Raw genomic sequence first — 22,741 nt, 5'->3', positions numbered from 1 at the left:
TTGCGTAGCCCGGATGCAATCCGGGGCACACATCGAATCGTGCCGGGTTGCGTGTGGGTTAGGTGAAGCTATCGCGGCTGAAGCCGCTCCTACGGAATAGGGGTAGGAGCGGCTTTAGCCGCGATGATTTTTGGCCGCAGCCAATGGCTCCGGATTGCATCCGGGCTACTCAGCCAGTCGTCCCCGCCCTCTGTCTGACCGCCGCTCTGCGCCCCTGCCTTTCGCAGGGCGAAAGCGCCTTGTGCGAGGGCTCTGAATCTAGAAATTCCCTCGATGTCAAGGTCAACCGTGCGGTCAGCTGGCGGCATCTTTTCTATCAATGATTCCTGTCAATTTGCTGACAAATAGCTCTAAAACGGGGCTGTGGTCATTTGTCGCACCCATTTTGATCTTTGCTGGGTTCTTGCTGCAAAGTGTTTCAAATCTTTGCGTAAATGTTTCGAAACGTGTCGCAAAGGTGCTGTAAGTTCGCTCATAAGTAGGCCGCTAACGAATTGTATGAGGCCCTTTTAGCCGGCAACATCGTCGATTCCCACGGTTTTACCGCTTCGCTTGCACGGATGCTCAAGCTCTGAGTTTTCGCTGCCGGCCTTTTACTCGATGGGCCGCACGGCAACTGAAGCCGAATGTGGGACATCACTCAGTTGAAGGTCGTGACATGAAAGAAGAGAAATACCATCGTTGTGTGCGCTGGTTGCTGATGGCGATTGCCTGCTCAGCGCTCGGTGGATGTGACTGGGCACTGTTCAACTCGAAAGGGCAGATCGGTGTCGAGCAGGGCAATCTGATCCTGATCTCCATCGGACTCATGCTGATCGTGGTCATCCCCGTGATCGTCATGACTGTCTGGTTTGGCTGGCGTTATCGCGAGTCGAACGAGAAGGCCACCTACATGCCCGACTGGGCACATTCGCACAAGATCGAACTGGTCGTCTGGGGCGTCCCCCTGATCATCGTCGTGGTTCTGGCGATCATCATCTGGGAAACCTCGCATTCGCTCGACCCCTACCGCCCGATCGAATCGGACAAGCCAGCGCTGAACATCGAGGTGGTCTCGCTCGACTGGAAATGGCTGTTCATCTACCCGGACCAGGGCGTGGCCGTGGTCAACGAGCTGGTGATTCCCGAACAGACCCCGGTGACCTTCCACATCACCTCCGACACGGTGATGAACGCGCTGTCGATCCCGCAACTCGGCGGGATGATCTACGCCATGGGCGGCCAGCGCACCCAGCTCAACCTGATCGCCAACGAGCAGGGCGAGTTCTTCGGCCAGTCCGGCAACTTCAGCGGCGAAGGCTTTTCGGCCATGCGCTTCACCACCCACTCGGTCAGCGACGAAGGCTTCGCGCAGTGGGTCGACAAGGTCAAGCAGTCGCCCGAGGTCATGGACTTCGCCGCCTTCAAGCAGGTGGGTGAGCCTGGCGAGATGGTCAACCACCGCTACCCGATCTACCCGATCCGTTACTTCGGCCAGGTCGAACCGAACCTGTTCAACAAGGTGATCGGGCAGTACGTGACCCTGAAAGATTCCCACAGCACGGCCATGCACGAAGCAGCGGAGGTGCAGGAGTGAATATGTTTGGAAAACTGACGCTGGACGCTATTCCGTACCACGAGCCAATCATCATGATCACCCTGGCCATCGTGGCGCTGGGTGGTCTGGGGTTGTTCGCGGCAGTGACCTACTTCAAGAAGTGGGGCCATCTGTGGCGCGAGTGGCTCACCTCGGTGGACCACAAGAAAATCGGCGTGATGTACATCCTCGTCGCGCTGGTCATGCTGGTACGTGGCTTCGCTGACGCCATCATGATGCGGACCCACCTGGCGATGGCCCATGGCGACGGCCAGGGCTACCTGCCGCCTGAGCACTACGACCAGATCTTCACCGCGCACGGCATCATCATGCTGATCTTCGTGGCCATGCCACTGGTCACCGGCCTGATGAACATCGTCGTGCCGCTGCAGATCGGTGCGCGTGACGTGGCCTTCCCCTACCTGAACTCGCTGAGCTTCTGGCTGTTCGTCGGTGGCGCGCTGCTGATCAACCTGTCGCTGGGCCTGGGCGAATTCGCCAAGACTGGCTGGGTGGCTTATCCGCCGTTATCAGGGATTCAGTACAGTCCCGGCGTGGGGATGGATTACTACATCTGGAGCATGCAGCTGTCGGGCTTGGGCACGACCCTGACCGGGGTCAACTTCATCGCCACCATCCTCAAGATGCGTGCACCGGGCATGAGCCTGATGAAGATGCCGATCTTCACCTGGACCATCCTGGTGACCTGCGTGCTGATCTGCGGCGCCTTCCCTCCGCTGACCGCGACCTTGGCGATGCTGTCGCTGGACCGCTACCTGGATTTCCACTTCTTCACCAATGAACTGGGCGGCAACCCGATGATGTACGCCAACCTGTTCTGGATCTGGGGTCACCCGGAGGTGTACATCCTGATCCTGCCGGCGTTCGGTGTGTTCTCCGAAGTGGTGGCGACCTTCTCGCGCAAGACCTTGTTCGGCTATGCCTCGATGGTCTGGGCGACCGCGGCCATCGGCGTGCTGTCGTTCGTGGTGTGGCTGCACCACTTCTTCACCATGGGTTCCGGTGCCAGCGTCAACGCCTTCTTCGGCATCATGACCTCGATCATCGCGATCCCCACCGGGGTGAAGATCTTCACCTGGCTGTTCACCATCTTCCGTGGCCGCCTGCAGCTCAACGCCATGACCTGGATGACCCTGGGCTTTCTGGTGACCTTCTCCATCGGCGGCATGACCGGTGTGCTGATGGCGGTGCCGGCTGCTGACTTCGTGCTGCACAACAGCCTGTTCCTGATCGCCCACTTCCACAACGTGATCATCGGCGGTGCGGTGTTCGGCTACCTGGCGGGCATCATCTACTGGTTCCCGAAAGCCTTCGGTTTCAAGCTGATTGATCGCTTCGGCCGTTACTCGTTCTGGTGCTGGCTGCTCGGCTTCTACTTCGCCTTCATGCCGCTGTACGTGCTGGGCTTCATGGGCATGACCCGTCGCCTCAACCACTTCGACAACCCGGCCTGGGTGCCGTGGGTGCAGGTGGCCGTGGTCGGTGCGGTGCTGATCGGTATCGGCATCGTGTTCACCGTGGTGCAGTTCGTCACCAGCTACATCAAGCGCAAGGAAAACCTCGATGTGAGCGGCGACCCTTGGGATGGCCGCACCCTGGAGTGGGCGACGTCCTCGCCGCCACCGTTCTACAACTTCGCGGTCATCCCGACGGCGGACAAGATCGACGCCTTCTATGAGGCGAAGAAGAACGGTGTCGAGCTGATGCCTGCGCCGGAGCACTACGAGCCGATCCACATGCCGAAGAACACCGGTAACGGCCTGGTGGTGTCGGCGTTCGTCATCGCCTTCGGCTTCGCCATGATCTGGCATATCTGGTGGCTCGCCATCGTGGGTCTGGTCGGCGCCGTGGTCAGCTTCATCGTGCGTTCCTACGACGAAGACATCGACTACTACGTGCAGCCCGAAGAGATCGCGCGGATCGAGCAGGCGCACCACCAAACCAAAGCCAACGCAGTCGTACAGGCATAACCATGACCGCATACGAACCCCATTTTCCACATGACGCTCATGGCCACGATGGTCATGAGCACCACCACGACACCAGTGGGATCAAGCTGTTCGGCTTCTGGGTCTACCTGATGACCGACCTGCTGATCTTCGCCACGGTGTTCGCCACCTTCGCGGTGCTGAGCAACTCCTTCGCCGGTGGCCCCACCGCCAAGGAAATGCTCGGCGGCGGCCTGCACCTGGTGCTGGTGGAAACCTTCGCGCTGCTGTTTTCCAGTATCACCTACGGCATGGCCATGCTCGCCACCTACCGGGGCGACAAGCGCGCCGTACTGCGCTGGCTGGGCATCACCTTCCTGTTCGGCGTGGCCTTCATCAGCATCGAGCTGTATGAGTTCCGCCACCTGATCCATGAAGGTGCCGGGCCGCAGGTCAGCGCCTATTGGTCGGCGTTCTTCACCCTGGTCGGCACCCACGGCCTGCACGTCAGTGCCGGTTTGCTGTGGATGCTGGTGCTGATGTTCCAGGTTGGCAGCCGTGGCCTGACCGACACCAACAAGACCCGCGTGGGGCTGCTCAGCCTGTTCTGGCACTTCCTCGATGTGGTGTGGATCTGCGTGTTTACCGTCGTCTACCTGATGGGGGTGCTGTAAATGGCTCACCAAGACAATCACGCCGCCCACGCCGTGGGCTTCAAGGATTACCTGACCGGTTTCATCCTGTCGGTGATCCTCACCGTGATCCCTTTCATGCTGGTCATGCATCCTGACGTGCTGGGCCTGAGCCGTGGCGCGACCCTGATCACCGTGGTGCTCTTCGGCCTGGCGCAGGTGCTCGTCCACCTCGTGTACTTCCTGCACATGAAAACCGACGCAGAGGGCCGCTGGAACGTCGTTTCGATGATCTTCACCGTGCTGATCATCGCGTTCGTGGTCGGCCTGTCGGTCTGGATCATGTGGAGCATGCACTACCACATGATGATCAACTGATGCTGGCGCTCCTGAAGCAGTACCTCAACCTCGCCAAGCCGGGCATCGTCTTCGGCAATCTGATTTCCGTGACGGGCGGTTTCTTCCTGGCTTCGCGCGGCGATGCGAACCTGGCGCTGTACCTTGCGACAGCGCTCGGGGTTTCGTTGGTGATCGCCTCAGGCTGCGTGTTCAACAACTACATCGATAGGGACATCGACCAGAAGATGGAGCGCACGCGTAATCGCGTCCTGGCGCAGGGGCTGGTATCGCCTGTGCACGCCATCGCCTATGCCTGCGTGCTCGGGGTAGCGGGGGTGGCTTTGCTATACGCCGCCACCAATACCCTGGCGGTGATGCTGGTGCTCATGGGCTTTGTGGTCTACGTCGGCCTCTACAGCCTGTGGCTCAAGCGTGGCTCTGTGTACGGCACCCTGGTCGGCAGCCTGTCCGGGGCGGCTCCGCCCGTGGTCGGCTACTGCGCGGTGAGCAACGAGTTCGATGCCGGCGCCGCCATCCTGTTGTTGATCTTCAGCCTCTGGCAGATGCCGCATTCCTATGCCATCGCCATCTTCCGTTTCAATGACTACCAGGCCGCGAACATCCCGGTGCTGCCCGTCATCAAGGGGATCTCGGCGGCCAAGCGGCAGATCGTGCTGTACATCGCTGCCTTCGTGGTCGCGACCCTGATGCTGACGCTCAGCGGCTACGCCGGCTACAGCTACTTCGTGGTCGCCGCGCTGAGCGGTGCCTACTGGCTGTGGATGGGCGTGTCGGGCTACAAGGCCGTCGATGATCGAGTGTGGGCGCGCAAGCTGTTCACCTTCTCCATCATCAGTATCACCATGCTCAGCGTGATGATGTCGGTGGATTTCATCTCCTCGCCGGAGCAGGTACTGGTGACTTCCATCAATCACCTGTGCAGCCAGTTCGCCGATAGCGCGCAGGGCATCTGCGCGGTGGTGGCCGGTATCTGAACTTGGCTCCGTGGGAGGGCCCTAGGGTGGATGTCGCTTTTTCCATCCACCAGTAGGTGGACATTTAACCTGCCTGGTTAGAGCACCGCGAAACCCGGGTAATCCGCTTCCGGGTTTCGCTCCGCTCTACCCAGGCTACGTCTACTTTGTAGGAGCGGCTTCAGCCGCGATTGTCGCCGCTGAAGCGCCCCCCACGGTGTTTGCTCCGTAGGGGGGATCACGCTTCTCGATCCACCATTGGTGGATGTAAAAAGCGACATCCACCCTACGGCAGCACCTTTAACTGCGGCCAGGTGGCTTGCCAGTTCTTGCTACTCAAGCGTTCCCGGTAGATCGGCTGTTTCTCGTCCTTGAACCTTCCGGCCGGGCGCACGATCAGCTCGAACAGGTCTTCCAGGCCGAGCGGTGCGGCAATTTCAACCTCATCTTGCTCATTTAGTCGCACGGCCACCGACGTCGCAGTCTCCGGCCAGTGCCGCATCGCCTCGGTCGCCGAGGCGTAAGGCGCATCGCCATTGCGCAGGTGCATGCGTGCTTGATTCTTCACCGACCACTGCAGCGATTCGTCCTGTTGGCGCAGGACCGTCTCCAGCTCAGCATCGCGAGCAGGGGAGGTCTGGCTGCGGTCGAACCAGATCACATCTATATCTTCTGGCAGCGGCGAGTCGCTGCGTTGGTGCAGATGATCCCAGACCGCGCTGCGCACGAAACCGGCTGCCACCCAGCAGTCAGGTAGGTCGAGCTCGCGTACCTGCTGCAGGATTCGCAGGCGCCGAGGGTCGTTGGCGATTAGGGTCTGTAGGCGAGCAACGAGATTCATACGCGCAGCCTATCAGCCATGTTCGTTGGCTGCCTGTTCAGTTGATCTGGTGCTCTGGGTTAGTGCGGCATGTTGAACGCACGGCACCAATACCGACGCGGAAGGTCTGAAGCGGTGAGCCGCTCAGGAGCGCCTGTTTGTGGGCTCGTTCATGGCAAAGCGGGCTGCATTGCTCCAAGCTCCACAGTCGATCCACCTCTACATAAGGAACATGTAATGGAAATGAAGATCCTGGCCAGCGGCGTCGGCGCTGCCATCCCCAAGACCAGCATTGGCTTCAATCTGTTCAGTGGCGTCTACATCCAGATCAGGCGTTCGAGTGCCGAGAAACCGCAGGTGTTCGGTATCGCTACCGGACCTGAAGTCGGCGGTAACAGTGGCACGCTGATCGCCGGCCATATCGAGACCTCCTGGATGAAGATCGATGCGAGCAAGCACGCCTGGCTGTGCAGTCGTTCATCGCTGGTCGGCAAGCTGGGAGAAATCGAACTCAAGGGTACGTTGCTATTCAGTGGCAGCGTAGACGTCACCTTCACCATCTATGACGCCGACAACGAGGCCAGTTTTTCGTTGAGCCGTGTGAAGGTCGAGTCCAGTGGCGGGCAGTTGGCCGACACCAAGGTGCGTGGGGTGATCAAGGACATGATGGGGCAGACCCAGAATGGGAGCCTGCTCTGTGGCTAACCGTGATCGAGGTCGTTTCCCGCGCCTGAAGACGCTATGCAATCTGGCATTGCTCCTGCTGCAACTCATCACTGTAGCGGCGTACTGGGGCATGGTCAGCGCCAGGTCCAGCTATATGGCGATCAGTCAGGAGCTCTACCCGAGCAGCGAGCGACTGATGAACAGTTGGCTTGCCGACATGCTGGTCTCCATGCCAGCCATGCTGGTGGTAGGGGCCGTCTTCGTGTCGAGTGTCGCCAAGGAGTTTGCCGGCCTGGGCAAAGTGCGGCGGATTCAACTCAATGCGCTGATCCTGGGCGTGCTGGTGGTGGTGCTGTACGTGGCAGTCTCGCCGCTCTACATCGCTGCCGCCTGATCGGCATGCCGCTCGACTGCGTAGGAGCGGCTTGAGCCGCGATTGTCACCGCTCAAGCGCCTCCCACGATTTTCAGATACTGCGCTGATTGACCCGCTGCGACAGCGCCTCGGCCGACTCCTTGCGCTCGGAGTAGCGGTCCACCAGCTCGGGATGGTCGCGCAGTAGCCAGGTGAAGCGCACCAACTCTTCCATCACGTCCACCAGGCGGTCGTAGTAGGGGGAGGGCTGCATGCGGTCGTCATCGCCGAATTCGAGAAAGGCCTTGGGTACCGATGACTGATTGGGGATGGTGAACATGCGCATCCAGCGGCCGAGTACGCGCAACTGATTGACCACGTTGAACGACTGCGAGCCGCCGCAGACCTGCATCACCGCTAGGGTCTTGCCCTGAGTCGGGCGCACCGCGCCGATGGCCAGCGGCACCCAGTCGATCTGTGCCTTGAATACCGCCGACATGGCGCCATGGCGTTCCGGCGAACACCACACCTGGCCTTCGGACCACTGCATCAGCTCGCGCAGCTCCTGCACCTTTGCATGCTCTACCGGTGCGTCGTCGGGCAAGGGCAGACCGGAGGGGTCGAAGATGCGCGTCTCGCAGCCCAGGTGCTTCAGCAGGCGCGCGGCTTCCTGCACCAGCAGGCGGCTGAACGAGCGCGGCCGGGTGGAGCCGTACAGCAGCAGGATGCGCGGCGCTTGAGCCGAATCGTCGCGCTGGGCTGGCAGCAGGTCGAGGTCGAGATTGGGCAGGTTGTCGTTCATGCGCGTGTCCTCACTCTTGGCCGATACGGTTGAGCGCCTGCTGCAACGTCTCGCGGCTCATGTCCGCCAGGGGCAGGGCGAGGAAGGCGCGGCAGCGCCGTTCGATATGCGCCAGGGTGGCGTGAAAGGCGGCGTCGATGGTGGCCTCGTCGCCTGCCACGTGGGACGGATCTTCCAGGCCCCAGTGGGCTTTCAGCGCCGGGCCGAAGTACACCGGGCAGGCCTCGCCGGCTGCCTTGTCGCAGACGGTGATGACGATGTCCGGCGGGCAGCCTTCGAAGGCGTCGTTGCCCTTGCTGCTCAGGCCCTCAGTGGCGATGCCGGCCTCGCGCAGGGTCACCAGAGTGCGCGGTAGCACCTCGCCGCGCGGGAAGCTGCCGGAGCTCACCGCCTGGTGTTCGCTCGGCGCCAGGTGGTTGAACATGGCTTCGGAGAGGATGCTGCGGCAGCTGTTGGCCGTGCACATGAACAGGACTTTCATCGTCAAGACTCCAGGTCAGAGGCTCAGGCGCAGGGCCAGGGCCGAAAGGGTGAGCAGCAGTACCGGCAGGGTGAGCACGATGCCGACCTTGAAGTAGTAACCCCAGGTCACGCGGATGCCCTTGCGCGCCAGTACGTGCAGCCAGAGCAGGGTGGCCAGGCTGCCAATGGGGGTGATCTTCGGCCCCAGGTCGCAGCCGATCACGTTGGCGTAGATCATCGCTTCACGCACCGCGCCGCTGGCCTGGCTGGCGTCGATGGCCAGGGCGCCGATCAGCACGCTAGGCATGTTGTTCATCAGCGACGACAGCAACGCGCTGAGCAGGCCGGTGCCCAGCGCTGCGCCCCATATGCCGTACGCGGCGAAGCTGTCGAGCAGGCGGGTCAGCTCGGCGGTCAGGCCGGCATTGCTCAGGCCGTAGACCACCAGGTACATGCCGAGGGAGAAGATCACCACCTGCCAGGGCGCCTCGCGCAGCACCTTGCCGGTAGCGATGCGCTTACCACGCGCGGCGACCGCGAACAGCAACGCGGCACAGGCCGCCGCCACCGCGCTGATGGGGATGCCCAGCGGCTCGAGGGCGAACAGCCCGACCAGCAGCGCCAGCAGCACCGCCCAGCCGACCTTGAAGGTGCTGACGTCGCGGATTGCCTGGCTGGGCGCCTGCAACGCCGCCACTTCGTAGCGCGCCGGGATGTCGCGGTGGAAGAACAGCCACAGCACCAGCAGGGTGGCGGCGACGCTGACCAGGTTCACCGGCACCATCACTGCGGCGTAGGCGCCGAAGCCAATATCGAAGTAGTCAGCCGAGACGATGTTGACCAGGTTCGACACCACCAGCGGCAGGCTGGCGGTGTCGGCGATAAAGCCGGCGGCCATGACGAAGGCCAGGGTCGAGGCCGGCGAGAAGCGCAGCGCCAGCAACATGGAAATCACGATGGGGGTGAGGATCAGCGCCGCGCCGTCGTTGGCGAACAACGCCGACACCGCAGCACCGAGCAGGATGCTGAAGGCGAACAGGCGCGCGCCGCTGCCGCCCGCACAGCGCGCCACGTGCAGCGCCGCCCACTCGAAGAAGCCGGCTTCATCCAGCAGCAGGCTGATGATGATCACGGCGATAAAGGTCGCCGTGGCATTCCACACGATGTCCCACACGGTGGGAATGTCGGCGAAGCTGACCACGCCGGTGGCCAGGGCCAGCACCGCGCCGAGCGAGGCGCTCCAGCCAACGCCGAGACCTCGGGGCTGCCAGATGACCAGAATCAGGGTGAACAGGAAGATAGCGACGGCGATCAGCATGCGGTGTACTCAGCAGCAGGTGGCGAGGCGGGCAGGGCGGTCGCCCATGTTGGCGAGGCGGCTGGCGTCCTGCTCCAGCCAGGTGCGGTTGGCTGCCAGGGTGGCGGTCAGCACGTCGCGCACCCATTGCGGCAGGTCCGGTGCCAGGCGGTAGTACACCCATTGACCCTGGCGGCGGTCCTGCAACAGGCCGTTGCTGCGCAGTTGCGCCAGATGACGGGAGATCTTCGGCTGGCTGTCGCCCAGCGCGCAGACCAGCTCGCACACGCACAGCTCGCCCTGTTCGGCGATCAGCAGCACGGCGCGCGCGCGAGTTTCATCGGCCAGGGATTTGAACAGCGCGGGCGGGGTGAGGTGGTCGGACATGGGGTGAGCTCGTATATATGGTTTTGCGAATATACGGAAATCCATATGTTAAAGGCAAGCCGGTGGTGATTGGGGGCGGCTTTGCACTACAGTCGCCAAGCCGGTCGCCGGGACGGTTTTTCCCGGCCAGAGATTTTTCGAGGGAGGCGCTGGATGCGTTTATCGCGCATGCGCAACGTGATGGCCTGGACGCTGGTAGTGCTGTTGTTGATCGTGGTGGTCTTGCTCGGCATTCGTATCGCCGGGCTGTCGGCGTTGCCCGAGCTGGAACCTTGGCACCGCCTGGTACCGCAGGAACTGGAGGTCAGCGAGCTGGACGCGAGCGACTGGCAGGCCTACCTGGCTGCTGAGGCAGCGCTGTTCGAGCGTCTGCAACGTGAGCTGATCGAGCCAGTCACGGCCTCCGGCAGGGCGCCGTACAGTCGTTACGCCAGCGACAGCCCGGTCTACCCCGGCAATCTGCCGCATGACTGGAACCGCTCCTTCGTCCTGCAGCCGCAAGGCCCGGCGCGGGGTGTGGTGGTGTTGCTGCATGGCCTGACCGACTCGCCCTACAGCCTGCGCCATATTGCCCGGCACCTCAGCGAGCAGGGGCTGCTCGCCGTGGTGCCGCGTATGCCCGGCCACGGCACGGTGCCGGCGGCGCTCACCGATGCGCACTGGGAACAATGGCTGGCGGCCACACGTCTGGCCGTGCGCGAGGCGCGGCGCCAGGTGCCGGACGAGCCGCTGTATCTACTCGGCTATTCCAATGGCGGCGCGCTGGCGCTGCGCTACAGTCTGGCTGCGTTGGAAGACGAGCAACTGGCCATGCCGCAACGCCTGGTGCTGATTTCGCCGATGATCGGCGTCACCAGCTACGCCCGTTATGCCGGGCTGGCAGCCCTGCCGGCGTTGCTGCCGGCCTTCGCCAAGTCGGCCTGGATGAACGTGCTGCCGGAGTTCAACCCGTTCAAGTACAACTCCTTCCCGGTGCACGCGGCGCGGCAGACCTACGAGCTGACTCATGAGGTACAGAGCGCCTTCGACGCTGCCGAGGCCGATGGCCGTCTGTCACGACTACCGCCGGTGCTGGCTTTCCAGTCGCTGGCCGACAGTACGGTGAGTACACCGGCCGTGGTACGCCATTTGTTCGAGCGCCTTCCAGCCAATGGCAGCGAACTGGTGATCTTCGACATCAACCGCTCGCAGGCGGCCAGCTCGCTGCTGCGGGCGGACATGAGCGGCTTGCTGGAGACCTTGCTGCCACCGGCCCAGCGTGACTACGACCTGACGGTGGTGGGCGTTGCACAGGGCGGTGGTCGTCAGGTCGAGGCGCGGCGAATCGCAGCCGGCGAGCGTGAGGCGCTGGTGACGCCATTGAACGTCGAATACCCGAGCCAGCTGTTCTCGCTGTCGCACGTTGCACTGCCGTTCCCCACGGACGATCCGCTGTATGGCAGCGAACCGACCTCCGCGGAGTTCTACGGCGTAGCCCTTGGCACGCTGGCACCGCGCGGTGAGCACGGCGTGTTGGTGGTGGGGCTCGATAGTTTGCAACGTATGACGTCCAACCCCTTCTACGCCTATTTGCGTGAGCGCATCGACGAAGACCTGTAGGTGGCTCGGTGCTTACGGCGTCCGACCGTAGGGTGCACCGTGCGCACCGAGTGGTTTGAGGGGTTACAACCGGAAACGCCCGACCAGGCCATCGAGCTGGGTCGACAGCGCCTGCAAATCGCTGCTGGCCTGGTTGAGCTGATCGGCGATATGGGTGGTGCCGACGGTCAGCTCATTGATGTCGACAATGTTGCGGTTGATGTCTTCCACCACGCTGGACTGTTCCTCGGTAGCGGTGGCGACCTGGATATTCTGGTCGCTGATCTGGCCGATATGGCTGTTGATCTGCTCCAGCGCTACCGACGCCTTGCTCGCGTATTCCACCACCAGCGCGCTCTGCCGTTGCCCCTTGGCCATGGCCTCGACGGCCGAGCGTGATTCGTTCTGCAGGCGGTCGATGACTTGCTGGATTTCCTCGGTGGAGGCGCCGGAGCGGCTAGCCAGGGTGCGCACCTCGTCGGCCACCACGGCAAAGCCACGGCCCTGTTCGCCGGCACGCGCCGCTTCGATGGCGGCGTTGAGGGCGAGCAGGTTGGTCTGCTCGGAAATGCTGCGAATGGTGTTGAGCGTGGTGCTGATGGCGTTGGTTTGCGCGGCCAGTGCCTCGATCACCTTGGCGGCTTGCTCCAGTTCGCCGTTGAGGGCGTCGACCTGGCGATGCGCCTGGCTGACCACGGCGCTGCCGTCGCTGGCATGCTGAGTCGCTTCGCGGGCTACTGCTGCGGCGTTCTCGGCGTTGCGCGCGATCTCGTTGACGGTCGAGCCCAGTTCGTTGATGGCGGTGGCCACCTGTACCGTGCGGTCGCTTTGTGCGGTGCAGTTGCTCTGGGTCAGGCGCGCGCGTTCGGCCACGTCGCGGGCCATGCCCGAGAGCTGGCGTGAGTTGTCGGCAAGTTCGCGCATGGCGCCGTGCACCTTGTCGATGAACTGGTTGAAGCTGCGCGCGATCTCGCTCAGCTCGTCCTGGCCGGGCAGGTCGATGCGGGTATCCAGGGCCAGGTTGTCGGCGGCCAGGCCCAGACTGTTCTGCAGCACGCTGACGCGGCGGCGCAGCTGGATGACGATCAGCCAGGAAATGAGGACCGACACCAGCAGGCCAGTGACGATGATGGCGATCTGGCGAGTCAGGCCATCGTCGTAGCTTTTTGCGCTGTGCAGGTTCTGCTGCTCGGCCTGTTTGAGCAGGGCATCGAGCAGGTCATTGGCACCTTGGCGCATCACCCCGTAGGTTTTGGCGTACTGATCGCGATAGATCTGCTGCGCCCTGGCCATGTCACCCGCATCGAAGGCAGCGAGCATCGGGTTCAGTTCGTTGCTGACCATGGCTTCGAACTGGTCGAGCAACTGCTGCGCCTGCGCCTTGCGCTCCGGGTTGACCTGGGCGGCCACGGCCTGACGCATCGCCTCGCGCATACCGGGCACGTCCTCGTTGCGGGCGTCCTGTACGCGCGACTTGACGCCGCGCTCGTCACGCAGCGGAGTTTCCTGCAGCAGCATCATGTCGAGCCCGACGCGCATGCGCGGGATACGCGAGGCCACTTCGGCCATGGCACGCATCGGCGCGGCAGTATTGAGATAGAGCACCTCTGTGTCTCGATGCATGCTCGACATGCTGCTCAGGCTGGTCAGCGCCACCAGCAGCAGGGCGATGCAGGGAATCGCCACCGCGATGATCAGGCGGGTTTTCAAAGAGAGGGCGTCGAGACGCATGGGAAGACTCCATTTCGAGATAGGGCGCAGGGCAATGCTCAGCCTATCGGGCCGATATTGCTGCTCCTGTATCGGCAGAGATGGCCTGGTGCATGAGGGCAAAGACGACCGCTTTGACGAAAAGAAGTAGGCCGGCACAACTGCCGGCGCAGAAGGGATGATGGCCGCCGGCGAGGTCGGCCATCAGGGGTCAGGCGTGCAGCAGCGCCTCCAGGTCGCCGCCACGTTCCAGTGCGGCGAGGTCATCGAAACCACCGACATGCTGCTCGCCGATGAAGATCTGCGGCACGCTGCGGCGGTTGCTGCGTTGCAGCATTTCCGCCAGGCGCTGCGGTGAACTTCCTACGTCGATTTCCTCGAAGGTCACGCCCTTGCGTGTCAGTAGCGCCTTGGCGTTGACGCAGTAAGGGCAGTGGCCGGTGGTGTAGAGGGTAACGGCTTGCATGATGCACCTCCTGCGTTGTCAGACGGTCACTGGTGGAAAGTCGACAGCGGTTTCGGCCAGGTTGTTGAGGTAGTTGGTCAGCGTCATCAGGGCGACGTTGGCCACCACTTCGACAATGGCGGCGTCACTCAGCCCGGCATCGCGGGCGGCCTGCAGCTGCGCATCGCTGAGGCGGCCGCTGCTCTCGATGATCTGCCGGGTCAGGCGCGCCACGGCATCGAACTCGCCATCACGGGCGCTGCGAATGTCCGCTGCGCTCAGGCCAGCCTTGCCGGCGAACAGGGTGTGCGCGGCCAGGCAGTATTCGCAGCCGTTGACCTGCGAGCTGGCCAGCGCCACCACTTCGCGTGACTTGGCGTTCAGTGTGCCTTTGCCGAGCGCCTGGGACAGTGCCAGGTAGCCGCTCAGCGCGGCCGGGGCGTGGGCCAGGGTGGCGAAGGTGTTGGGGATGAAACCGAGGCCCTTGCGGATGCCTTCCAGTTGCGTCTGGGCGCCGGCAGCGGTTTGTTCGAATGGCAGTGCGGCGATACGAGTCATGGTGTTTCTCCAGTCTTGGGTGGGGAGCTTGTCGTTCAAGCCTGGAGCCATGCTAGTGAATCGACCTGGCTTTTCGGATTCAGATCGTCGATGTTATGCGACAGATCGTCCAATAGTGCGAGATGACCATGGATCGCCTGTCCAGCCTGCTGCATCACTTCAACCTGCACGCCAGCACCTTTCACCGCGGTGGCTTCTGCGGCACCAGCAGTCATGGCGAGCATGAGCCGCATGGCTACATTCACCTGCTGCGGGCCGGACGCATGAGCTTTCGCGAGGGCGATGGGCGCGAGCTGCGTCTGGAAGAGCCGAGCCTGATGCTGGTGGCCAGGCCGCGCCTGCACCAGATGACGGCCAGCGAGGCCGATGGTGCCGAACTGGTGTGTGCCACGCTGGCGTTCGACGGCGGTATCGACAATCCACTGTCGCGGTCGCTGCCCGGCGCCATCGTCAAACCGCTGCGCGAGTTGCCAAGTCTGAGTGGTTGCCTGGACTGGCTGTTCGCCGAGGCGGCAGGGGAGGATTGCGGGCGCGAACTGGTGCTCAACCGCCTGTTCGAGTTGATGGTGATCCAGTTGCTGCGGCACTTGATGAACAGTCGCGAGCTGGCCTCGGGGATGATGGCGGGCCTGGCCGAGCCACGTTTGGCGCGCGCGCTCAATCAACTGCACGAGAAGCCGCAGCATGGCTGGTCGGTGGCCGAACTGGCGACGCTGGCCGGTATGTCGCGCGCCAGTTTCGCCGCGCACTTTCACGATGTGGTCGGTGCGACACCGGCTGATTACCTGGTGGGATGGCGCGTCAGCCTGGCGCAGAAGCGTTTGCGCGAGGGCCGGCCCATGGCGTTGATCGCCGATGAGGTCGGCTATGAAAGCCCTTCGGCCCTGGCCCGCGCGTTTCGCCGCAAGGTGGGAACGAGCCCCAGCGAATGGCTGCGCCAGGTCGTTCAATAGGCGAAGTGGGCGATGGCTTGCCTGACTCTGTTCAGCGCATCTTCCAGTTGCGCCAGGGTGACCGAGCCAAGGGCCAGGCGCAGCGCGTGAGGCACCTGCTCCGAGGTGCTGAACGGTTCGGCGGTGGACACGGCCACCTGCTCGCGCAGCAGGTGTGCCACGACCTGATCGGCGCGTACCTCGGCCGGTAACGGCAGCCAGAGGAAGTAACTCGCCTCATGGCCGATCGGTTGCAGGCCGGCCAGCACGCGCCGAGCCAGGGCTTGCCGACAGTGGGCGTCGTCGCGCTTCTGCGCTTGCAGGCGGGCCAGTGTGCCGTCTTCGATCCAGGCGCAGACCAGCGCCGTCATGATGCCCGGCGTGTTCCAGGTGCTGGCGCGGATGCTGCGCTCCAGCGCGGCGACCCAGGTGGCAGGCGCTGTCAGGTAGCCGACCCGTAGGCCGGTGGCGATGTTTTTGGAGAAGCCGGACACGTGCACCGTACGTTCTGGCGCCAGCGCGGCCAACGGCGCTGGCGCCGAGGTCGCCAGGAAGGCGTAGGCGGCATCCTCGATGATCAGCAGATCGTGCTCGCGAGCGATCTTGATCAGGCGCTCGCGCTGCGGCCGGTCGAGCACCCAACCCAGTGGGTTGTGCAGGGTCGGCATGCTGTAGATCGCCCGTACCCGGCGCGTCCTGCACAGCGCCGCCAGGGCCTCGAAATCGGGGCCGCTGGCGTCGCAGGGTACTGTCAGCAGTTCCAGGCCGCGCGCGGCAGCGGCCGCCTTGAAACCGGGGTAGGTGAGAGCGTCGACCGCGACCACGTCACCGGGTTTGAGCAGGGTCTGCAGGGTCAGCGCCAGGCCGTGCTGGGCGCCGTTGACGATCAGCACCTGTTGCGCCGTGACCGGGAGCCCCTGATCCGTCAGGTGCCTGGCCAGCAATGCCCGCTCGTGGGGGCGCCCGGCATGCGGTTGGTAGCGCAGCAGCGCTTCCAGGTCGCCGGACAATGCCAGCTGGCGCAGGGCCTGGCGTAGCAGGTCGGCCTGCCCCGGCAGCGCGGGGTAGTTGAAGTTGAGGTCGAGCATGCCGCCCTCGGTCTCCGGCTGGTCGATACCGTGACCGGGCGCCAGGCTGGTCTCGCGCACGAAGGTGCCGCGCCCGGTTTCGCCACTCACCAGGCCCATGGTGTGCAGCTCGGCGTAGACCCGTGACGCGGTGACCAGGGCGATGCCGTGCCGTGTGGCCAGTTCGCGGTGTGTGGGCAGGCGTGTGCCAGGCGCGAGCGTGCCGCAGCGGATGTCGGCGGCCAACTGATCGACCAGTTGCTTGTAGCGCGCGCGGGGCATGGGTTGTATCCATGACAATTATTTGATTGTCATGATCATTGCCTTGAAGCTGCGCGGCAACCCGTTTCATGACAGGAGCTGCCATGCACATCGCCATTCTGACCTTCGAAGGGTTCAACGAACTCGACTCGCTGATCGCTTATGCCATTCTCAACCGCATACGCCGGCCCGACTGGCGCGTCAGCATCGCCAGCCCTGCTGCGCGCGTGACGTCCATGAACGGGCTGGTGATCGATAGCCAAATCGACCTGCAGCAGGCCTGCGCGGCCGATGCAGTAATCGTCGGCAGTGGCATGCGCACCCGCGAGGTGGTGGCGGATGAAGCGCTGATGGCGCAACTACGCCTCGACCCGGCGCGCCAATTGTTGGCGGCGCAGTGTTCCGGCACCTTGGTACTGGCCAAGCTCGGCTTGCTCGACGGCGTCGCCGCCTGCACCGACCTGACCAGCAAGCCTTGGGTGCAGGAGGCAGGTGTGCAGGTGCTCGATCAGCCGCTGTTCGCCCGTGACAATGTCGCCACGGCAGGCGGTTGCCTGGCATCGACTTATCTCGCGGCGTGGGTCATCGCCCGTCTGGTCGGCCTCGACGAGGCGCGCCAGGCGCTGCATTACGTGGCGCCTGTGGGTGAGAAAGCGCAGTACCTGGCGGGAGCCATGGCAGCGATTGGTCCTTATCTCTAGGGTGGAGGCGAGACGGATTCGTGCCGTATGGGCGAGCTGTCGTACCATCGCGCATCGACCCCGCCACGAGCCTTCGCGCATGTTCGAAATCCAGCCCATCGACCCCGCCTATTACCGTCAGCAGACCCGCCGCAGCACCGCGCTGATCGCGGTCATCTTCGTGGCACTGGCCATGCTTTGCGCCACGCTGAGCACGCAGGTGTTCGGCACGCCCGGTGGCGACAACTTCAAGTGGAACCTGCTCGGTGTGGTGGCGGGGCTGGGCCTGAGCATCGCCCTGGTGCGCCAGCAACTCTGGTCACGGCCATTCATGGCACCGGCCGTTTATGGCTGGCGACTCAAGCGCAGCCTGATGCGTGTCACCAACGTCATGCATCACGTCAAGGCGGGTGTGACGCAGGGGGATGAGAGCGCAATGAAGCTGCTGCGCTTCTACCACCTGGGGGTGACCCAGATGCATCAGCTCGATGGCAACTCCAGCGAGCTGAGCCAGATGGTGCGCGAGATTGACAGCCATCGCGAGGCGATGGAGCAGCAGGGGCTGGACATCGAGCAGACGCGGCTCGATCTGGCCTGGCTGGAGCGAGTCAAAACGTTTAGCTGAACACTTCTTGTCGATCCAGGGTTGGAGTCACAATGACTTTAAGGTTGTCATTGTGACCTGATCCCCTTGTTGTCATTAGCACCTGTGTTTTCTTATCTATCTGTTTTTTATAGAGAAAATACATGGCACAAAATCTGACTATCTCCGGGTGCAATGCCCATTACAGGAGAAATCAGATGAAATTCATTGCCTTGCTTGCCCTTTCCCTCGGCCTTGCGGCCGCCAATGTTCTGCAGGCTGCCGAAGTGGTGGCCGAACGTGAAGAAAACTCGGTGGGTGCCGGTTTCGGTGGTTTGTCCGGCCTGATGCTGGGTGCCGCCGCGGGTGGCCCTGTCGGTGCGCTGGTTGGCGCCGCCGCCGGGCTCTGGTCTGGCGCGCAGGTGCAGGCTGCCACGGGCAATAGTGGCTCTGCCTATGTGGTGCGCCACGAAGACGGTCGTGAGCAGTGGGTGCGCTCGCCCAAGGAGCGTTTCGCGCTGGGCCAGCAGGTGGAGATGAACGGCATCCGCCTGCAGGCGCAGTAAGTCGATTTCAGTGCGGCTCGTGGAAGCCGCGGCACTCATGCTCTTTTCGCTTCGAGGAACTTCATGAATACGAATTTTCAGGGTCGTCTGGCTGTCGTCACCGGGGCCAGCTCGGGTATTGGTCTGGCTGTGTGTGATCTGTTGCTGCAGCGCGGCGCGCGCGTGCTGGCTTTTTCACGGCGTCTGGGCGCGTTGGAAGCGCTGCAGGTGTTGCATCCAGAACAGCTGCATTGGTGTGCGGGTGACGTCACCGATATCGACGCGCTGCATGGGCTGGCCGAGCGGGCGGGGCGGCTCGGTGCAGTCGACTATTTGGTGCCCAACGCCGGGATCGCGCGCTTGGCATCGGGCTGCGACATGCAGGCGTTCGAGCAGCAGTGGCAGGTCAACGGCGCCGGTGCAATCAATACCTTTCAGGTGCTCAGGCCACATCTGGCGCGGCCTGCGTCGGTGGTGTTCATCAGTACCTTTCTGCGGCAACTGGGGTTTGCCGGGCTCGGCGGTTACATCGCCAGCAAGGCGGCGCTCTCGGCGCTGGTACGTAGCCTGGCGCTGGAACATGCCGGCGAAGGGCTGCGGCTCAATCTGGTTTCACCGGGGCCGACGGCGACACCGATCTGGAACAGTCTGGGCCTGGCCGACGATGCCTTGGCGGGCGTTGCCAGTGAGGTTGGCAAGCGCCTGGTCGACGGCGAGTTCCTCGATCCGCAGGCGATTGCCGAGGTGGTGCTGTTCCAGCTGAGCAATGGTGCACGCGGCGTCCACGGCCAGGATTGGGTGGTGGACAAAGGTTATACCCTGCAATAAGTGGCGTCGGGGTGGCAGGGCTGCCGCCCCGATTCGGCGACATATCCACTGACATTTAGCGTGATGCATGTCCGCCGCTTAAAGGTTTTTGAAAGGTTCGCCTCTTAGCCTCCGCACGCGCTTTTCGCGTGCTTTACAAGAAAAAGAGGAGAAAGCGGTTTGTTGACCCTGATTGGCCTGTTGACCATCTGCAGCCTGGTTGTGCTGCTGCTTATCGGGCGCATGTCGCCTGTTCTGCCATTGATCGTGGTGCCGCTGCTGGGCGCTCTGGCCGCGGGCTTTGGCCCGGAGGCGATTTCCGGTTTCTTCACCGATGGCATCGGCCGCGTGACGGCGATTGCCACCATGTTCGTGTTTGCCATCACCTTTTTCGGCGTGCTGCAGGACACCGGGCTGTTCCGTCCGTTGATCGGTGGCATGGTGCGACTGACTCGCGGCAATGTGATCGCGGTGACCGTGGCCACCGCCGTGATTGGCATGCTGGCGCACCTCGATGGTGCCGGTGCTACCACTTTCTTGCTCACCGTTCCCGCCTTGCTGCCGCTGTACAAGCAATTGCGCATGAGCCCTTATCTGATGCTGCTGTTGCTGGCGCTCGGTGCCGGCATCTTCAACATGCTGCCCTGGGCCGGTCCGCTGGGCCGCGCTTCGGCTGTGACCGGTATCGAGGTCACCGAACTGTGGCGTCCGTTGATCACCATTCAGGGTATCGGCGTGGTGCTGCTGGTTGCGCTGGCGGCGCTGCTGGGCTGGCGTGAGCAGCGTCGTATCGCTGCCGGCAAGGCTGACGACGAGGGCGTGTTGGTGGAAACCAGCAGCGATCTGCACGAGCCGAGCGCCGAGGAACTCGCGCTGGAGCGCCCGCGTCTGCTCTGGGCCAACGCCGCGCTGTTCCTGGGTGTGCTGGTCTCGCTGTTCTCTGGCGTACTGCCGGCCGGCTATATCTTCATGATCGGCCTGTGCCTGGCGCTGCTGATCAACTATCCGGGCGGCAAGGCGCAGATGCAACGTATCTCCGCCCACGCTCCCGCTGCGCTGAGCATGGGCATGATCATCCTGGCGGCGGGCTCGATGCTCGGCATCTTCACCGGTACCGGCATGCTCACTTCCATCGCCCAGGACCTGGCGCAGGTGCTGCCGGCACCGCTGGTGGGGCAGATGCATATCGTGCTCGGCCTGTTTGGCTTGCCAATGGAGCTGATGCTGAGCACCGACGCCTACTACTTCGGCCTGCTGCCGGTGACGTTGGAAGTGGTCGGCGCCCAGGGTGTCGAGCCGGCCAGCGTGGTCTATGCGCTGACCATCGGCAACATCATCGGCACTTTCATCAGCCCGTTCTCGCCGGCGCTGTGGCTGGCGCTGGGGCTGGCCGGGCTGGATCTGGGCCGGCACATCCGTTACTCGCTGTGGTGGATGTGGGGCTTCTCGCTGGTGCTGTTCGGCGCGGCCTGGGCACTCGGGTTGTTCTAGACCCAGCTCCGTCTGCAGTAAATCTAACGCCCGGGCTTGCCCGGGCGTTTTGCATCTGGACGTCGTGCTTAGCTGATTTCCACCTGATAGCGGAAGTTCTCCGCCGCAGCGCGTGACAGGCGATATTCCAGTGGCGTGCGGTCGTAGCCCAGTGCGGTGCGTTCGATGATCACACTCGGGCTGGCCTCGGCCACACCCAGCACGGCAGCGAGCTCGGCATCGGCGGCGGAGACGGTGAGGGTTTCCTGGGCCGAGGCGATGCGCTGGCCGCAGTGCTGCTCGTAGAAGGGGTAGAGCAATTGCGGGAAGTCGTCGGCGGCGATGTCCAGCAGGGCGCCGAAGCGTGAAACCGGCAGCCAGATACGTTCATGGAACAGCGGGCGACCGTCGATCAGGCGCAGGCGCTGGAGGAAGACGCAGGGATCGCCTTCGCCCAGTTTCAGAGCCTGACTGACGGCGGCGTCGGCAGGTACCTGGCGGCAGTCGAGGATGCGACTCTGCGGCACTTGAGACTGGCCACTGGCGCTGACCTGGCGGAAGAAGCGAAACAGCGAGCCGTCGAAGTTCGGCCGTCGCACGAAGGTGCCTCGCCCTTGGGCGCGCAGCAGCAGGCCTTCCGTGACCAGGGTTTCCACCGCCTTGCGCACCGTGCCGACAGCCACGCCGTAGTGGCGGGTCAACTCCGCTTCGGTGGGTATAGCCTCACCCGGCAGCCATTCGCCAGCGGCAATTTTCCCCAGCATTTCGTCGCGTAGCCGCTGATACAGCGGCAGGCGTTCGTCCTGTCCCAGAGCCGTGGTGCTCATAAGCCTCACATCCGCAATTCGACCGGCCGTCACTTTACCACTGGCCTGCAGATTGACAGCACTCGATCTCTGTAGATACAGTCATCTAATCATATATATGAATATATGACTTACAAGAAGGAGTCGCTCGTACCGGCGGCTCGTACAAGAATCGACAGAGGTATCGCTTCGTGACGCCCATGCTTTATGCCGGAATCACCGGCATCGACACCCACGCGCACATCTTTCGCCAGGACCTGCCCATGGTTCCCGGCCGCCGCTACAGCCCCAGCTATGACGCCACCGTGGAGCAGTACCTGGCTCATCTGGATGCAGGCGGGCTGTCCCATGGCGTACTGATCCAGCCCAGCTTTCTTGGCACCGACAACCACTACATGCTCGAGGCGCTACAGCGCTTCCCGGGGCGCCTGCGTGGCGTGGCGGTGGTCGATGCGCAGGTCAGCGATGCCGAGCTGGACGAGTTGGCCGCTGCCGGCGTGGTGGGCGTGCGCCTGAACCTGATCGGCAAGGCGCTGGAGGATTACACCGGCCCGGCCTGGAGTGGTCTGTTCCGCCGTCTGGCGCGCCGTGGCTGGCAGGTGGAAATTCAGCGCAGCTTCGACGACCTGGCGCTGATCGTGCCGGCGATTCTCGAATCCGGCGTCACCGTGGTGATCGATCACTTCGGCCTGCCTGCGCCGAGCGTGCAACTGGACGCTGCGCAGCATGAGGTCTTCTTCGACCTGCTCGGCCAGGCGCCGGTGTGGATCAAGCTTTCAGCGGCCTACCGCAGCCAATCCGATCTGGCCCGTGCCCAGGCCATCGAAGCGCGTCTGCGCGAGGCCTGCGGCGGCGTGGGACGGTTCGTCTGGGGCAGCGATTGGCCCAACACCCAGTTCGAGTCGCAGACCCGCTACGATCAGCAACTAGCGCTGCTCGAGGCCCTGCTGCCCAACCCCGAGGAGCGCCGCCGCGTTCTGGTGGAGAACCCTACAACCCTGTTCGGTTTCGCCTCGGCGTAACCACTGCTCACATCAGAAC

General features: G+C 63.3%; 25 protein-coding genes. 15 read left to right on the top strand and 10 right to left on the bottom strand.

Going from position 1 to position 22,741, the window contains the following annotated elements:
* Positions 1-658: 658 nt before the first annotated feature.
* Genes cyoA through cyoE form a run of 5 tightly spaced genes read left to right on the top strand, consistent with a single transcriptional unit; the run spans position 659 to position 5,491 of the window.
* Positions 659-1,576 (top strand): ubiquinol oxidase subunit II, encoded by a 918-nt coding sequence (gene cyoA, locus BM059_RS20780; RefSeq protein WP_074941187.1) that lies wholly within the window; start codon positions 659-661, stop codon positions 1,574-1,576.
* Between the two features lie 2 nt (positions 1,577-1,578).
* The gene (gene cyoB / locus BM059_RS20775) at positions 1,579-3,567 is read left to right on the top strand and encodes a cytochrome o ubiquinol oxidase subunit I (protein WP_074941186.1); all 1,989 of its coding nucleotides are present in this window, start codon (positions 1,579-1,581) and stop codon (positions 3,565-3,567) included.
* A 2-nt stretch (positions 3,568-3,569) separates the two neighbouring features.
* Positions 3,570-4,199, top strand: coding sequence for a cytochrome o ubiquinol oxidase subunit III (gene cyoC / locus BM059_RS20770; RefSeq protein WP_037004640.1), 630 nt, complete (start codon positions 3,570-3,572; stop codon positions 4,197-4,199).
* Positions 4,200-4,535, top strand: coding sequence for a cytochrome o ubiquinol oxidase subunit IV (gene cyoD / locus BM059_RS20765; RefSeq protein ID WP_037004643.1), 336 nt, complete (start codon positions 4,200-4,202; stop codon positions 4,533-4,535).
* Positions 4,535-5,491: a heme o synthase gene (cyoE, locus tag BM059_RS20760; protein WP_074941185.1), complete on the top strand. Its 957-nt coding sequence runs from the start codon at positions 4,535-4,537 to the stop codon at positions 5,489-5,491. Before cyoD ends, cyoE begins: the two co-directional genes overlap by 1 nt.
* Before the next feature lie 265 nt (positions 5,492-5,756).
* Here the strand turns inward: cyoE and BM059_RS20755 are convergent, their stop codons facing one another.
* Complete coding sequence (locus BM059_RS20755; protein WP_074941184.1) at positions 5,757-6,311, bottom strand: nucleotidyltransferase family protein; 555 nt, start codon at positions 6,309-6,311, stop codon at positions 5,757-5,759.
* Positions 6,312-6,527: 216 nt separating this feature from the next.
* Here BM059_RS20755 and BM059_RS20750 point away from each other — a divergent pair, with 216 nt between their 5' ends.
* Both BM059_RS20750 and BM059_RS20745 read left to right on the top strand, forming a co-directional pair.
* On the top strand, positions 6,528-6,995 hold the full coding sequence (locus tag BM059_RS20750; protein ID WP_074941183.1) for a hypothetical protein: 468 nt from the start codon (positions 6,528-6,530) through the stop codon (positions 6,993-6,995).
* Positions 6,988-7,350 (top strand): hypothetical protein, encoded by a 363-nt coding sequence (locus tag BM059_RS20745; RefSeq protein ID WP_074941182.1) that lies wholly within the window; start codon positions 6,988-6,990, stop codon positions 7,348-7,350. Before BM059_RS20750 ends, BM059_RS20745 begins: the two co-directional genes overlap by 8 nt.
* A 72-nt stretch (positions 7,351-7,422) precedes the next feature.
* Here BM059_RS20745 and arsH read toward each other — a convergent pair whose 3' ends face one another.
* Genes arsH through BM059_RS20725 form a run of 4 tightly spaced genes read right to left on the bottom strand, consistent with a single transcriptional unit; the run spans position 7,423 to position 10,258 of the window.
* Positions 7,423-8,112, bottom strand: coding sequence for an arsenical resistance protein ArsH (arsH, locus tag BM059_RS20740; RefSeq protein ID WP_074941181.1), 690 nt, complete (start codon positions 8,110-8,112; stop codon positions 7,423-7,425).
* 10 nt (positions 8,113-8,122) lie between these two features.
* Complete coding sequence (locus BM059_RS20735; RefSeq protein ID WP_074941180.1) at positions 8,123-8,593, bottom strand: arsenate reductase ArsC; 471 nt, start codon at positions 8,591-8,593, stop codon at positions 8,123-8,125.
* A gap of 15 nt (positions 8,594-8,608) precedes the next feature.
* On the bottom strand, positions 8,609-9,892 hold the full coding sequence (locus tag BM059_RS20730) for an arsenic transporter (protein WP_074941179.1): 1,284 nt from the start codon (positions 9,890-9,892) through the stop codon (positions 8,609-8,611).
* Positions 9,893-9,901: 9 nt separating this feature from the next.
* Positions 9,902-10,258: a metalloregulator ArsR/SmtB family transcription factor gene (locus BM059_RS20725; RefSeq protein ID WP_074941178.1), complete on the bottom strand. Its 357-nt coding sequence runs from the start codon at positions 10,256-10,258 to the stop codon at positions 9,902-9,904.
* A 153-nt stretch (positions 10,259-10,411) separates the two neighbouring features.
* Here BM059_RS20725 and BM059_RS20720 point away from each other — a divergent pair, with 153 nt between their 5' ends.
* Positions 10,412-11,857 (top strand): alpha/beta hydrolase, encoded by a 1,446-nt coding sequence (locus tag BM059_RS20720; RefSeq protein WP_074941177.1) that lies wholly within the window; start codon positions 10,412-10,414, stop codon positions 11,855-11,857.
* A gap of 63 nt (positions 11,858-11,920) precedes the next feature.
* Here BM059_RS20720 and BM059_RS20715 read toward each other — a convergent pair whose 3' ends face one another.
* From BM059_RS20715 to BM059_RS20705, 3 genes are all read right to left on the bottom strand, one after another.
* On the bottom strand, positions 11,921-13,567 hold the full coding sequence (locus tag BM059_RS20715) for a methyl-accepting chemotaxis protein (protein WP_074941176.1): 1,647 nt from the start codon (positions 13,565-13,567) through the stop codon (positions 11,921-11,923).
* 190 nt (positions 13,568-13,757) lie between these two features.
* A complete protein-coding gene (grxC, locus tag BM059_RS20710) occupies positions 13,758-14,012 on the bottom strand; it encodes a glutaredoxin 3 (RefSeq protein WP_074941175.1) in 255 nt (84 codons plus the stop codon).
* A gap of 18 nt (positions 14,013-14,030) precedes the next feature.
* Entirely contained in the window at positions 14,031-14,549 is a 519-nt protein-coding gene (locus BM059_RS20705) for a carboxymuconolactone decarboxylase family protein (RefSeq protein ID WP_074941174.1), read from the bottom strand.
* Positions 14,550-14,671: 122 nt separating this feature from the next.
* Here BM059_RS20705 and BM059_RS20700 point away from each other — a divergent pair, with 122 nt between their 5' ends.
* The gene (locus BM059_RS20700) at positions 14,672-15,502 is read left to right on the top strand and encodes an AraC family transcriptional regulator (protein WP_037004671.1); all 831 of its coding nucleotides are present in this window, start codon (positions 14,672-14,674) and stop codon (positions 15,500-15,502) included.
* Here BM059_RS20700 and BM059_RS20695 read toward each other — a convergent pair.
* Entirely contained in the window at positions 15,496-16,830 is a 1,335-nt protein-coding gene (locus BM059_RS20695; protein WP_074941173.1) for an aminotransferase-like domain-containing protein, read from the bottom strand. The genes BM059_RS20700 and BM059_RS20695 overlap by 7 nt on opposite strands.
* An 83-nt stretch (positions 16,831-16,913) precedes the next feature.
* Here BM059_RS20695 and BM059_RS20690 point away from each other — a divergent pair, with 83 nt between their 5' ends.
* From BM059_RS20690 to BM059_RS20670, 5 genes are all read left to right on the top strand, one after another.
* The gene (locus BM059_RS20690; protein WP_074941172.1) at positions 16,914-17,510 is read left to right on the top strand and encodes a DJ-1/PfpI family protein; all 597 of its coding nucleotides are present in this window, start codon (positions 16,914-16,916) and stop codon (positions 17,508-17,510) included.
* Positions 17,511-17,589: 79 nt separating this feature from the next.
* Complete coding sequence (locus BM059_RS20685) at positions 17,590-18,114, top strand: DUF3087 domain-containing protein (protein ID WP_074941171.1); 525 nt, start codon at positions 17,590-17,592, stop codon at positions 18,112-18,114.
* 176 nt (positions 18,115-18,290) lie between these two features.
* Entirely contained in the window at positions 18,291-18,638 is a 348-nt protein-coding gene (locus BM059_RS20680) for a hypothetical protein (protein WP_037004679.1), read from the top strand.
* 63 nt (positions 18,639-18,701) lie between these two features.
* Positions 18,702-19,445 (top strand): SDR family NAD(P)-dependent oxidoreductase, encoded by a 744-nt coding sequence (locus tag BM059_RS20675; protein WP_074941170.1) that lies wholly within the window; start codon positions 18,702-18,704, stop codon positions 19,443-19,445.
* Positions 19,446-19,604: 159 nt separating this feature from the next.
* On the top strand, positions 19,605-20,915 hold the full coding sequence (locus BM059_RS20670) for a CitMHS family transporter (protein ID WP_074941169.1): 1,311 nt from the start codon (positions 19,605-19,607) through the stop codon (positions 20,913-20,915).
* A 68-nt stretch (positions 20,916-20,983) separates the two neighbouring features.
* Here the strand turns inward: BM059_RS20670 and BM059_RS20665 are convergent, their stop codons facing one another.
* The gene (locus BM059_RS20665; protein ID WP_074941168.1) at positions 20,984-21,721 is read right to left on the bottom strand and encodes a GntR family transcriptional regulator; all 738 of its coding nucleotides are present in this window, start codon (positions 21,719-21,721) and stop codon (positions 20,984-20,986) included.
* 179 nt (positions 21,722-21,900) lie between these two features.
* Here BM059_RS20665 and BM059_RS20660 point away from each other — a divergent pair, with 179 nt between their 5' ends.
* Positions 21,901-22,722, top strand: a complete 822-nt coding sequence (locus tag BM059_RS20660) for an amidohydrolase family protein (protein ID WP_208606118.1) — start codon at positions 21,901-21,903, stop codon at positions 22,720-22,722.
* The last annotated feature ends 19 nt before the right edge of the window (positions 22,723-22,741 follow it).

The organism is Ectopseudomonas composti, from assembly GCF_900115475.1.
Lineage (GTDB): Bacteria > Pseudomonadota > Gammaproteobacteria > Pseudomonadales > Pseudomonadaceae > Aquipseudomonas > Aquipseudomonas composti.
The sequence above is the reverse complement of the archived record's forward strand: the minus strand, read 5'-3'. Positions and strand labels throughout refer to the sequence as shown.